This is a genomic window from Lonepinella sp. BR2357, from assembly GCF_051851525.1.
Classification (GTDB): domain Bacteria; phylum Pseudomonadota; class Gammaproteobacteria; order Enterobacterales; family Pasteurellaceae; genus Lonepinella.
Map to the genome: position 1 here is coordinate 50557 of NZ_JBPDVG010000010.1, position 13244 is coordinate 63800.

The following is a 13244-nucleotide window of genomic DNA, read 5'->3' on the forward strand; positions in this document are numbered from 1 at the left end:
GATAAATTTTACCTTATCCCATTTTACGGCTATTCATTAATTTGTAATTTCAGGCGGATTTTACGTAATAATAAAAATACCCAAGGCCAAAGTAGTCCGCTGATTAAGGCACCAAAAATTTCTTGCCATTGGAAAGTGGCATTGTGAATTAAACGTTCAATCACGAAAATGCCTAATCGAATGCAGTACACCAATAGCACGATCAACAAGCTCTGCTGTAACAGGGATAAATTTCTGAGTAACGCATGATTTTTGGCCACCACGTACATAAAAACCGAGAGAACCAAGGCATGTATACCCATCACCGAACCCAGCACTAAATCCCAAATGACCCCTAACACAAAAGCCGATCCAATGCTGACTTTTTCGGGGATGGATAATGACCAGTAAGTTAAGACTAACACTAACCAAGCGGGTTTAAAGCTCTGAAAACCTGCCGGCCAAGGCGCAATTTCCAACACTAATGCTACCACAAAAATACATAGCAACGTCATCACTTGCATGATAAAACGGGTATTCATTAATCTTCCTCCCGATGTTCTTTTAACTCTGGATCTAGCTGCGTATCATCTGAGTTCATTTCCACAGGTAAGGTTTCCGTGCCATTTTCTTCCGTTGCATGGGGGGCTGCTTGTTCTTGTTCTTCAAGCGGTTTTTCTTTTTTCTGTGGTATATTGCGTAATCGTTGTTGTACCACATTGCGCACCTCTTCTGGTGATGAGGCTTGCACTTTGTGCATATCTTCCGCACTGGACCAAACTAACAACACATAGCGTAAACGCTCCAATGAGGCCAAGGGTTTGGCACTGATCGTGGCAAAATAATTGGAACCATCACGAGAAACTTTGTCCACCACCGCGACGGGATACCCCTCGGGAAAACGTCCGCCCAAACCCGAGGTGACTAACAAGTCGCCTTTCACAATATCGACCGAACGTGGCACATTATCCAAACTCAGTTCATCCGCTCGGCCCGTGCCACTGGCAATGGTTCGCACATCATTACGCAACACTTGCACAGGAATAGAATGCGTCACATCCGTCAACAACAGCACACGTGAGGTATCTTCACCGGCGGAAATAATTTGCCCCACCACGCCACGCTCATCAATCACCGGCTGACCGGCATACACACCCGCACCACGTCCCTGATTAATCACCACTTGCTGACGATAAGTGTCACTTTCTGCGGTTAATATTTCAGCAATTTTTTTGTATTCATCCGTGCGTAAGGGCGAATTAAGCAATAAACGCAAGCGTTGATTCTCCACTTTTAACAGATCCAATAATAACAAATCCGCATTCTTTTCTCGTAATTGATCTTTTAAAACTCGATTCTCAATTTGTAATTTATTGGTATCAATTAAATTATCTGAAACACTATCTAGCACCGTATGAGGGGTGTTGGCTAAATAATATAAGCCGCCCACCAAGGTTTCCATGGCACTACGCACTTTAATCATAGCGTGACTTTGCCCATCAGACAGAATCAGCGCAATAGAGGCCATCACGGCGAAAAATAAACGCAGTCCAAGGGGAGGAGCTTTTCCAAAAATAGGTTTCATTGCCAGTCCAATACAAAGCAAAAAGTGCGGTGCAAAAATCGAAAATTTATCACCGCACTTTTTTATCACAGGTTATTAAATATCATCACTAAAAATATCGCCACCGTGCATATCGATCATATGCAAGGCCTCGCCGCCACCTAAGGCCACGCAAGTCAATGGATTATCGGCCACTACCACACGCACGCCCGTTTCTTTACTGACTAAATGCGAAATATTACGCAATAAGGCGCCGCCACCCGTTAACACAATACCGTACTCATAAATATCGGCAGCATGTTCAGGCTTACATTCTTCTAAAGCAGAACGAATGGCATCAATAATCCCTTTTAACGGTTGGCTAATCGCCTCTAACACATCACGAGAGGTCAATGTGAATGGACGAGGCACGCCCTCAGAAAGATTTAAACCATGCACTTCCAATTCCAACACATCAGCATCCGATTCAATATAGGCTGCCCCAATTTCATGCTTGATACGCTCTGCTGTCGCCTCACCAATGATTGAACCAAAGGTTTTACGCACATAAGAAATAATCGCCTCATCAAATTTATCCCCCCCAATACGCACGGAAGAAGAATAGGCTAAACCATTCAACGCAATGACCGCAATTTCAGTGGTACCGCCACCAATATCGATCACCATCGAACCCGTTGGGGTTGAAACTGGCAACCCTGCACCAATCGCTGCCGCCATCGGTTCTTCAATTAAATACACTTCTCTCGCACCGGCACCGATAGCCGATTCTTTAATCGCACGACGCTCTACTTGAGTTGCTCCGGCTGGCACACAAATTAATACACGTGGGCTTGGACGTAAAAAATTACCGCTATGCACCTGTTTGATGAAATATTGCAACATTTTTTCCGTCACAAAGAAATCCGCAATCACACCGTCTTTCATTGGGCGAATGGCTTCAATATTGTTTGAAGTACGACCGAGCATCATTTTGGCATCTTTACCCACTGCCGCAATGCTACGTTGCCCCGCACGCCCTTGACGAATGGCGACCACAGAGGGTTCATCAAGTACAATCCCTTGATCTTTCACATAAATTAATGTGTTTGCTGTCCCTAAGTCAATAGAGAGATCGTTGGAGAATAATCCCCGAATTTTTTTGAATAACATAAGAATTCCGCTAATAAAATGTTCGTTAAATAAGAGATAGAAAAATTATGCGTAATGTACCAAAAAATCGACAGTAATTACAGTGAAAATTAGTATAAAGACAGAATTAAATCATCTTTTGGGCTTTTGAGGTATGAATCTCATTAAAGAATGATTTTACGATGGGATCGAGAGACAATATTAACAGCTCTCTCTTACCGCCAATTTTGTTGGTATTTCAATCACTTTTGTCTGAGAACTCGGCATATCATCCTGTAATAAACGTTTAAGCATTTTACCTGCCTGATAGCCAATTTGTTCATAAGGAATCGAAATCGTCGTAAGTCTTGGATAAGATACCGTTCCCACGTCTAGCCCACCAAGACTGGCAATAGCAATATCTTGTGGTACGGAGATATGACGGCGTTGTGCCTCATATAGGGCGCCACAAGCCAATTCATCCGACACAAAGACTAAGGCATCAATTTTTCCCCACAACAACAAAGATTCGCTGAATAATTTTCCTCCTGCGGAAAATGAAATCGGTTCAGCACTGTGCAACATTAAATGAGGGTTGATATGTTTGGCTAACAGCGTCGTGTGCCAACTGGCAAGGTATTGCTGAAAAATAGCCAACTCTTGGGTTGCTGATAACAACGCAATTTCTTGATAACCTTTTTCAACCAAAAAAGTCACCATTTTTTTCATGGCTTGTTTACTATCAATACCGACATTAATATGCAAGGGATCTTGTTGGATAGAACCAATTTCTAAACAAGGCATGCCACTTTGTGTAATCCATTCCTTAGCATTGGCTGGGCAAGTCAAATTCAGTAACACAATCGCTAACGGAGAATGATTAATTAACTCTCGTAGCCAGTGTTTATTATCTGCAATCAGAATCACTAATTGCACATCTAATTCACGGATATTTTCTTGAAGTGCGGATAAAATCAAGGCATTTTCACGAGAAATCAAGGAATGCGTCACCACAACCAAATTACGAGAGGTGGCAGAGGCTAATTGACGGGCTGCAAAGTTCGGCACATAGCCCAGTTGTTGCACGGCTTGCTCAATTTTCTCACGCATTTCCTCAGAAACCAACGCTGGCTGGCGTAACGCTCGTGAAACTGTCATCTGTCCGACACCCACGACTTTTGCCACATCGGCTAAAGTGACTTTTCCTGTTGTTTTGCGTGATCTTGTTATTTCTGCCATGTTATTACCCTAATTTTGTCTTGGGTATTATACAGAAAAGCCATCGGTTTTGCTGAAATTCATTTTTTTCTTACTGATATTTTGTGATCAAGATCACATTTTTGAACATAAATTTAAGAAAAAATGTTAACGCTATCACAATTTTGAAATTTGCTTATTGATAGCGTTAACATTGAATTATATAGTGACACTGATTTTTATTAACTAAGGAGTTTCCTATGAAAATAATGGCAGTCTGTGGCTCAGGGTTGGGCAGCAGTTTTATGATGGAAATGAACATCAAAAAAGTATTGGCAAAATTAGGTATTGAAGCGGAAGTGAATCATACGGATTTATCTTCGGTAACACCGAATGATGCCGATGTGTTTGTGATGGCAAGTGATATTGCCGCCAGTAGTAGTATTGATCCCGAACGGATTATCGTTGTAAAAAATATCGTGGGATTAAACGAATTTGAAGAAAAATTAACCGCATATTTTAACCGTTAGGAGGTTATGATGGACAGCGTACTCTTTTTTGTTTTAGATATTCTTAAAGTACCCTCTGTATTGGTGGGTTTGATTGCCTTGGTCGGTTTAATCGCTCAGAAAAAATCTGCGCCTGATATTATTAAAGGCACCGTAAAAACGATTTTAGGTTTCTTAGTTTTAGGTGGCGGTGCCACTGTGTTAATGGGATCTCTCGCCCCACTTGGCGGTATGTTTGAATACGCCTTTAATGTGCAAGGTATTATTCCAAACAACGAAGCCATTGTGTCAATGGCGATTGAAAAATACGGTACGGCCACCGCATTAATTATGGCGTTTGGTATGGCAGCCAATATTATCGTAGCTCGTTTCACACGGTTAAAATTTATCTTTTTAACAGGTCATCACACATTCTATATGGCTTGTATGATCGGTATTATCTTAACCGTGGTGGGTTTTGAAGGCGTGCAACTGGTGTTTGTGGGTTCCTTGGCGTTAGGTTTAGTGATGGCGTTCTTCCCTGCTTTAATGCACCGTTATATGCAAAAAGTGACAGGTAGCAATGATGTGGGCTTTGGGCATTTTGGCTCACTCGGTTATTTCTTATCTGCGGTGATTGGTCAAGCAGTGGGCAAAAATTCCAAATCGACGGAAGAAATGAATTTACCGAAAAACTTAAGTTTCTTGCGTGATAGTTCCATTTCTATCTCATTGACAATGTTGGTCATTTATTTCATTTTAGCCATTTCTGCGGGCAGTCAATATGTGGAACAAAACTTAAGTGGCGGTCAACATTTCTTAGTGTACTCCACTATTCAAGCCATTACCTTTGCCGCTGGCGTTTACATTATCTTACAAGGGGTTCGCTTAATTTTAGCGGAAATCGTGCCAGCCTTTACAGGATTCTCTGAAAAACTGGTTCCCGATGCTCGCCCAGCGTTGGACTGCCCGATTGTGTTCCCTTATGCCCCTAATGCGGTGTTAATCGGCTTCCTTTCTAGCTTTGTGGGCGGTATTGTCGGCTTGGCGTTGTTAGGTCAACTGAATTGGGTGTTGATTTTACCTGGTGTAGTGCCACACTTCTTCTGTGGTGCAACCGCTGGTGTGTTTGGTAATGCCACTGGGGGCAGACGTGGTGCGGTAATTGGGGCATTTGCACACGGTTTATTAATTACGTTCTTGCCTGTATTCTTATTGCCAGTATTAGGCAATCTCGGCTTTGCCAACACCACGTTCAGTGATGCAGACTTCGGTGGGGTCGGTATTTTGTTAGGCTATATGGCACAATATTTGTCTAAAGAAATGATTATGGGCGTGATTGTGGCGATCTTTGTGGCGTTGGTGGCGTACAACTACGCTGTCAAACCCAGCAAAAAAGGGGCGTAAATGAACACGCAAGCAATGCAGGCGTTGGCGAAAGACATTCGCATCGCCTTGCTTAAATCACTCACGCATCTGGGTTTCGGGCATTTCGGCGGTAGTCTATCCATTGCAGATGTGTTAGCAGTACTCTATGGTGGCGTGATGAAAATTGATCCAAAACGCCCTGATTGGCAAGAGCGAGACTATTTCGTGTTATCCAAAGGACACGGCGGTCCTGCCCTTTATGCCATATTGGCACTGAAAGGCTATTTCCCTGAACAGGATTTATTGACCTTAAACCAAAATGGGACAAATTTTCCGAGCCACCCTGATCGCTTAAAAACCCTTGGGGTAGATGCCACCACAGGATCGCTCGGGCAAGGGATTTCCATTGCCACAGGTATTGCCTTATCGCACCAATTACGTCAACTGCCAAACCGCACATTTTGTATTGTGGGGGATGGCGAACTCAACGAAGGGCAATGCTGGGAAGCCTTTCAATTTATTGCTCACCGCAATTTAACCAATTTAACCGTTATTGTGGATTATAACAAACAACAGTTAGATGGTTCGCTTTGTGACATTATCAATCCTTTTGATTTAAGAGCAAAATTCAGTAGTTTTGGGTTTGCCGTGGAAACCGTAAAAGGGACGGATATTGAACGACTTTATCAAGTGCTAACACAAAAAATGGATCGACCATTAGCCTTGATTTTAGACAGCAAAAAAGGGCAAGGGGTACCTTATTTGGAGAATTTGCCAAATTGCCACCATTTGCGTTTAGATCAACAAAGTCGTGCAGAAATTGAAAACGCCATTCAACAGTTGGAGATGAGCCGATGAGTAAGCGAGAAAAAGATCCGCAAGAAATGCGGAAAATTTATGCGGAAACCATGCTCAATGCCATGCAAAACAATCCGAATATCGTGCAATTAGAAGCGGATTTGATGAGTTGTATGACAATGGATAAAGTGCAAAAAATCTTGCCACATCAGGTGATTAACTGCGGTATTATGGAAGCCAATGTAGTCGGTATGGCAGCAGGATTATCCTTAGCAGGTATGATCCCCTTTGTGCATAGCTTTACCGCATTCGCCAGTCGCCGTTGTTTTGATCAATTATTTATGGCAGTGGATTATCAAAAAGCCAATGTCAAAGTGATTGCTTCGGATGCAGGGGTAACCGCGGTGCATAATGGCGGTACACACATGTCTTTTGAAGATATGGGGATTGTGCGTGGTTTGGCTCATTCCACCGTATTGGAAGTGTCAGACGGCACAATGATGAAAGCTATCATTAATCAATTAGTTGATTTAAACGGCTTTTATTGGGTACGTACGATTCGTAAACAAGCAGTCAAACTCTATGCAGATGATGAACAATTTACTATCGGCAAAGCCAAGATATTACGCCAAGGCAAAGACATTACGCTCATTGCTAATGGCATTATGGTCGCCGAAGCCTTAGATGCCGCCGATAAATTGGCAGAACAAGGCATTGAAGCCACGGTGGTGGATATGTTCACCTTAAAACCGCTGGATGTGGATTGCGTGATTGATTGTGCTAAACGTACAGGCAAAATTGTCACTTGCGAAAACCATAGCATTACCAATGGATTAGGTTCAGCGGTCGCAGAAGTGTTGGCAGAACATTGCCCAACACCAATGCGAAGAATCGGGATTCAACAGCGTTATGGGCAAGTGGGAACGCAAGATTTCTTAATGCAAGAATATGGTTTAACGGCGGAGCATATTGTGCAGAAAGCATTAGAATTAATCTAATATGTAATCTTAAAAAGGGATTAAAATTTGATTTTAATCCCTTTTTTACTAACCAGTTTATTTATTATCACTAGGCATTTTTCAAAATATCTTTCAAAAATCTCGCCGTATGGGATTTTTTGTCTTTCACCACTTGCTCTGGTGTCCCCGCAGCGATAATCTCACCGCCACCGCTACCGCCCTCAGGCCCGAGATCCACAATCCAGTCAGCCGTTTTGATCACGTCTAAATTATGCTCAATCACCACAATCGTATTGCCTTGATCACGTAAGCGGTGTAACACTTCCAACAACTGTTTGATGTCAGCAAAATGCAAGCCCGTAGTGGGTTCATCCAAAATATACAAGGTTTTGCCTGTATCTCGCTTAGACAATTCGGTGGCTAACTTCACTCGCTGAGCCTCACCACCTGATAAAGTAGTAGAAGATTGCCCTAAGCGAATGTAAGACAATCCCACATCCATCAACGTTTGCAATTTACGGGCAATCACTGGAATAGCGTCAAAAAATTCCCGAGCCTCTTCCACCGTCATATCTAGCACTTGATGAATGGTTTTGCCTTTATAACGAATTTCCAACGTTTCACGGTTGTAACGTTTGCCTTTGCAATGATCGCATGGCACATAGACATCAGGCAAGAAGTGCATTTCCACTTTTAACACGCCATCTCCTTGACAGGCCTCGCAGCGTCCACCTCGTACGTTGAAACTAAAACGCCCCACGTTATAGCCCCTTGCTCGGGCCTCTGGTACGCCTGCAAAAAGCTCACGAATAGGGGTAAATAACCCCGTATAAGTCGCTGGGTTTGAACGTGGAGTACGTCCAATCGGGCTTTGGTTAATATCGATCACTTTATCGAAATACTGCAAACCATCAATGGATTCATAAGGGGCAAAATGAATATTATCTGCCCGATTTAACGCATTTTGTGCCAATGGGAACAAAGTATCATTAATCAAGGTGGATTTGCCTGAACCTGACACGCCTGTGATACAAGTAAACAAGCCAACGGGAATGTCTAAATTCACCGATTTTAGGTTATTGCCCGTCGCACCGTTTAAACGGAGGAGCTTATCGGGATCAAGTGCGGTGCGTTTTTTCGGAATTTCGATTGTTTCCGTTCCCGATAAATATTTCCCTGTAATGGAGTGGGGGTTCGCCATAATTTCTTGGGCGGAGCCTTGCGCAATGACTTCACCGCCGTGAACACCTGCGCCGGGGCCAATATCAATAATATGATCCGCCGCCCGAATCGCATCTTCGTCATGTTCCACTACGATCACCGTGTTACCTAAATTTCGCAGGTGAATCAAGGTGTTAAGCAAGCGTTCATTATCTCGTTGATGCAAACCGATAGAGGGTTCATCTAACACATACATCACGCCCACTAAACCTGCACCAATTTGACTGGCCAAACGGATCCGTTGGGCCTCACCGCCTGACAGGGTTTCAGCGGAACGGGAAAGGGAAAGATAATTTAAGCCCACATTGACTAAGAAAGACAAGCGTTCTTTGATTTCTTTGAGAATTTTCTCGGCAATTTGGGCTTTTTGCCCGACTAACGCCATTTTCTCGAAAAAGGCCAAGGCCTCGCCAATGCTCATCTCTGACACATCAGGCAAGTTAGTTTGTCCGATATAAACATGACGAGCCTCAGGGCGTAAACGAGATCCGCAACAATCCACACAAGGACGTGTGCTGATATTTTTCGCCAATTCTTCTCGTACTGACATGGATTCCGTTTCTTTATAACGGCGTGCCATATTGTTTAAAATGCCCTCAAAGGCATGACGGCGAACCACCGTATCACCACGATCATTTAAATAGGTGAACTCAACTTCTTCTTTGCCAGAGCCATGCAACACAATATCACGTACTTTTTTAGGCAATTTTTCAAACGGCATTTCCACGTCGAAATGATAATGTTTGGCCAAAGAGGTGAGCATTTGATAATAATAGAAGTTACGGCGATCCCAGCCTTTCACTGCTCCGCCTGCCAAGGAAATAGACGGATTTTGTACGACCCTTTTTTCATCAAAAAATTGTTGTACGCCCAAACCATCACAAGTTGGGCAAGCCCCCGCTGGATTATTGAAAGAAAATAACCGCGGTTCTAATTCTGGTACGGAATAACCACAATGTGTACAGGCAAAATTGGCCGAGAATACCAGTTCTTCAGCGTTATCGTCATCCATACTGGCCACAACGGCAACACCGCCAGATAGCTCCAACGCCGTTTCAAAAGACTCTGCCAAGCGAGTGGCTAAATCTGCTCGGACTTTAAAACGGTCGATAACCACTTCAATCGTATGTTTCTTTTGTAATTCTAAGGTTGGCGGATCCGATAAATCACAAATCTCACCGTCAATTCTGGCTCGAATATAGCCTTGTGCCACAATTTGATCGAGCAATTTAACATGTTCCCCTTTGCGGTTTCGCACCACGGGGGCAAGCAACATCATTTTGCTTTCCTCGGGCAAGCTCAACACCTTGTCCACCATTTGCGAAATAGTTTGCGCTGTCAGCGGTTCGTTATGGGTTGAACAGCGAGGTTCACCGACACGGGCAAATAATAAGCGTAAATAATCGTGAATTTCCGTGACTGTCCCCACCGTAGAACGGGGGTTGTGGGAAGTGGATTTCTGCTCAATAGAAATCGCTGGCGAAAGCCCCTCAATGCTATCTACATCAGGCTTTTCCATTAAGGATAAAAATTGACGGGCATAAGCCGATAGGCTTTCCACATAACGGCGTTGTCCCTCTGCATAAAGCGTATCAAAAGCTAGGGAGGATTTCCCCGAACCAGATAATCCCGTAATGACAATCAGTTTATCCCGTGGAATAGTCAGATTAATATTTTTTAAATTATGGGTTCTCGCCCCTCGGATGTCGATTTTGTTCATTGTGAGTATCAATAAAAAGTGAAATTTTGGAAAGCATATCACAAAATTAAGAATCTGTTAAAATAACCAGTAAAAAATCTAGATTTTTTTTTTATTTTAGGGCAAAATACAGAGTAATTTAATAGTCAATCGAGGAAATTATGGCTGGAGTAAACAAAGTTATTATTGTGGGTCGTTTAGGAAATGACCCTGAAATTCGGACAATGCCAAATGGTGAAGCCGTGGCAAATATCAGCGTCGCCACCAGTGAAAGTTGGAACGATAAAAACACCGGAGAACGCCGTGAAGTTACGGAATGGCACCGTATTGTGTTTTATCGCCGTCAAGCCGAAGTGGTCGGTGAATATTTACGCAAAGGTTCCCAAATTTACGTGGAGGGACGTTTAAAAACCCGTAAATGGCAAGACCAAAACGGGCAAGATCGTTACACCACGGAAATTCAAGGGGATGTCATGCAAATGTTGGATAGCCGTAATGCTAACCAAGGTGGATTTAATCAAGATAATGGCGGGTTTACTGGACAACAATCTGGTGGCTACTCACGCCCAACTCAAACACCACGCCAACCACAACAAATGCAAAAAGCCCCACCAGCCGCAGAGCCACCGTTGGATAGTTTTGATGATGATATTCCATTCTGAGTTACAATAGTGAATAAAGAAACGCTGGTTCGTGCTAGCGTTTCTTTTTTATTTAAACCAATACAATCATATGAACAGATTAGTCAATTTATTAAAATCCGAACAGGTCATTGCTTACCCAACCGAGGCAGTGTTTGGTTTAGGTTGTGATCCCTTAAGCCAAAGTGCGGTGGAGAAGTTGCTAGTTTTAAAGCAACGCCCTGTCGAGAAAGGCTTGATTTTGGTGGCGCCAGAGTTGGATTTTCTTTTGCCATTTATTGAAACCAAAGATTTTACGCCACAACATTGGGCAAGATTACAAGCACAATATGCTCGCCCAACGACTTGGGTTGTGCCGGCTCATGCCGAAGTGCCCGCATTCCTCACGGGGAAATTTGACAGTATTGCTGTGCGTTTATGCCGTCATCCGGCGGTAGTACAATTATGCCAAGCGACGGGCTTTGCTTTAACGTCAACCAGTGCGAATTTAACTGGGTTGCCCCCTTGTAAAACAGCCGAAGAAGTGCGGTCACAATTTGGTGAATATTTTCCTGTGGTCGACATGCCGGTGGGTGGGGCTAAAAATCCGTCAGAAATTCGAGATTTATTGACGAATCAAATTGTTAGACAGGGATAAAATATGCCACAAAATACCGTTATTGCTCCTTATACTACCGCCGTTGATCGCTATGCGGTTTGGGGCAACCCTATTGTCCAAAGTAAGTCACCGCAAATTCACCACTTTTTTGCCCAACAAACGGGACAAATAATGCAATATGATGCGCTACTCGGTGATGAGGTTCAGTTTGAACAACAGCTCCTCGACTTCTTTGCACAAGGGGCGAAAGGCTGTAATATTACCGCCCCTTTTAAACAACGTGCTTATCAGCTTGCTCAGGTTTACAATGAACGAGCATTAACAGCGGGAGCTTGTAATACATTGAAAAAGTTGGAGAATGGCGATCTCTATGCAGATAACACGGACGGGGCGGGGTTAGTCAGTGATTTACAACGTTTAGGTTGGTTAAGACCCCATCAAACGTTATTAATTTTAGGTGCTGGCGGCGCAACCCAAGGGGTATTGTTACCGTTGTTGCAAGCCAAGCAACATATTGTGTTGGCCAACCGAACCTTGGAAAAAGCGCAGGATTTAGCCGATAAATTTGGCCAATATGGTCAAATAAGTGCGGTGCAATTAACCGACATTTCTGTGCAACCGTTTGATGTGATAATTAATGCAACGTCATTGGGCTTACAAGGAAAAACGGCCCCCATTGCACCAGAACTGTTGTCATTAGCGCATGCTGTTTATGATATGCAATATGCAAAACAAGGCGATACGCCCTTTTTGGCATGGGCAAAATCCCTTGGTGTGAAGAACATGAGCGACGGTTTTGGGATGTTAGTGGGACAAGCCGCTCATTCGTTCGCCTTGTGGCGAGGTATCATGCCAGAAATAAATAGATTAATAGAACAAGAGATAATCTAATGGAAAATATACAAGCATTATTTTTAGCGGTGATTAATTCATCACATTTCATTATTTTAATGAAATTATGCGTTGCCATGTGTCTCGGCGGCATTATCGGTTTAGAGCGGGAATTGAAACGTAAACCTGTCGGGGTCAAAACCTGTGTGATTATTTCGATTACCACCTGTATTTTGACCATTGTGTCGATTCAATCGGCGGAATATTATGCGGAAGTGTCACAAAATATTCGTACGGATCCGATGCGATTAGCGGCACAAGTGATTAGTGGTATCGGTTTCCTCGGGGCGGGGGTAATTTTGCGTAAAAGCAATGATGCGATTTCTGGCTTAACGACGGCGGCAATTATTTGGGCAGCGGCGGGGATTGGTATTGCCTCGGGGGCGGGTTTCTTTTTTGATGCAATTTTGGCTACCATGATGATCTTCATTGCGATTCGCTTAAGTCCGATTGTGCAGCGTTATGTACAACGTCATCGTCCTGCTGACATTAAAGCGACCCTCACTGTTCACTTGAATGATATGGCGGGTATTAATAAAATCAAAGCCTTATTTGCACAACAGCATTGTGATATTGAAGATATGAATATCAAAGATTTATATCATGGGGAAATTAAATTGGTGTTACGAGCAGATTTAGAGGATAAAGAAATCTTGCATCATCTTTATGGTGAAATTAAACTGATCCCTGAAGTCTTAGGGGTGGATTTGGAAAGTAAATAAAATACGCCGTGA

Annotated in this window: 13 protein-coding genes; 8 read left to right on the forward strand and 5 right to left on the reverse strand. The window is 43.2% G+C overall.

All coding sequences use genetic code 11. The annotated features are described in order from the left end of the window. Positions 1-29: 29 nt before the first annotated feature. From mreD to ACTG7L_RS08055, 4 genes are all read right to left on the reverse strand, one after another. The gene (gene mreD, locus ACTG7L_RS08040; RefSeq protein WP_439242762.1) at positions 30-521 is read right to left on the reverse strand and encodes a rod shape-determining protein MreD; all 492 of its coding nucleotides are present in this window, start codon (positions 519-521) and stop codon (positions 30-32) included. After that, a complete protein-coding gene (gene mreC / locus ACTG7L_RS08045) occupies positions 521-1564 on the reverse strand; it encodes a rod shape-determining protein MreC (RefSeq protein WP_439328120.1) in 1044 nt (347 codons plus the stop codon). Before mreC ends, mreD begins: the two co-directional genes overlap by 1 nt. Positions 1565-1639: 75 nt before the next feature. Further along, positions 1640-2692: a rod shape-determining protein gene (locus tag ACTG7L_RS08050; protein ID WP_439242758.1), complete on the reverse strand. Its 1053-nt coding sequence runs from the start codon at positions 2690-2692 to the stop codon at positions 1640-1642. 180 nt (positions 2693-2872) lie between these two features. Continuing rightward, positions 2873-3889 (reverse strand): LacI family DNA-binding transcriptional regulator, encoded by a 1017-nt coding sequence (locus tag ACTG7L_RS08055; protein WP_439328121.1) that lies wholly within the window; start codon positions 3887-3889, stop codon positions 2873-2875. Positions 3890-4107: 218 nt separating this feature from the next. Here ACTG7L_RS08055 and ACTG7L_RS08060 point away from each other — a divergent pair, with 218 nt between their 5' ends. Genes ACTG7L_RS08060 through ACTG7L_RS08075 form a run of 4 tightly spaced genes read left to right on the forward strand, consistent with a single transcriptional unit; the run spans position 4108 to position 7499 of the window. After that, a complete protein-coding gene (locus ACTG7L_RS08060; protein WP_439328122.1) occupies positions 4108-4377 on the forward strand; it encodes a PTS sugar transporter subunit IIB in 270 nt (89 codons plus the stop codon). A 9-nt stretch (positions 4378-4386) separates the two neighbouring features. Beyond that, on the forward strand, positions 4387-5742 hold the full coding sequence (locus ACTG7L_RS08065; protein WP_439328155.1) for a PTS ascorbate transporter subunit IIC: 1356 nt from the start codon (positions 4387-4389) through the stop codon (positions 5740-5742). Further along, a complete protein-coding gene (locus tag ACTG7L_RS08070) occupies positions 5743-6561 on the forward strand; it encodes a transketolase (protein ID WP_439328123.1) in 819 nt (272 codons plus the stop codon). Beyond that, positions 6558-7499 (forward strand): transketolase family protein, encoded by a 942-nt coding sequence (locus ACTG7L_RS08075; RefSeq protein WP_439328124.1) that lies wholly within the window; start codon positions 6558-6560, stop codon positions 7497-7499. The genes ACTG7L_RS08070 and ACTG7L_RS08075 overlap by 4 nt, the downstream gene beginning before the upstream one ends. A 70-nt stretch (positions 7500-7569) precedes the next feature. Here ACTG7L_RS08075 and uvrA read toward each other — a convergent pair whose 3' ends face one another. Further along, positions 7570-10401, reverse strand: coding sequence for an excinuclease ABC subunit UvrA (uvrA, locus tag ACTG7L_RS08080; RefSeq protein ID WP_439328125.1), 2832 nt, complete (start codon positions 10399-10401; stop codon positions 7570-7572). Between the two features lie 140 nt (positions 10402-10541). On the opposite strand from uvrA, the gene ACTG7L_RS08085 reads away from it, so the two are divergent. The 4 genes from ACTG7L_RS08085 to ACTG7L_RS08100 all read left to right on the forward strand — a co-directional run bounded on the left by ACTG7L_RS08085 (position 10542) and on the right by ACTG7L_RS08100 (position 13232). After that, positions 10542-11042, forward strand: a complete 501-nt coding sequence (locus ACTG7L_RS08085; protein ID WP_439328126.1) for a single-stranded DNA-binding protein — start codon at positions 10542-10544, stop codon at positions 11040-11042. A gap of 70 nt (positions 11043-11112) precedes the next feature. Beyond that, a complete protein-coding gene (locus ACTG7L_RS08090) occupies positions 11113-11658 on the forward strand; it encodes a Sua5/YciO/YrdC/YwlC family protein (RefSeq protein WP_439328127.1) in 546 nt (181 codons plus the stop codon). 3 nt (positions 11659-11661) lie between these two features. Then, positions 11662-12510, forward strand: coding sequence for a shikimate dehydrogenase (gene aroE, locus ACTG7L_RS08095; RefSeq protein WP_439328128.1), 849 nt, complete (start codon positions 11662-11664; stop codon positions 12508-12510). Further along, a complete protein-coding gene (locus ACTG7L_RS08100; protein WP_439242738.1) occupies positions 12510-13232 on the forward strand; it encodes an MgtC/SapB family protein in 723 nt (240 codons plus the stop codon). Before aroE ends, ACTG7L_RS08100 begins: the two co-directional genes overlap by 1 nt. Positions 13233-13244: the final 12 nt, after the last annotated feature.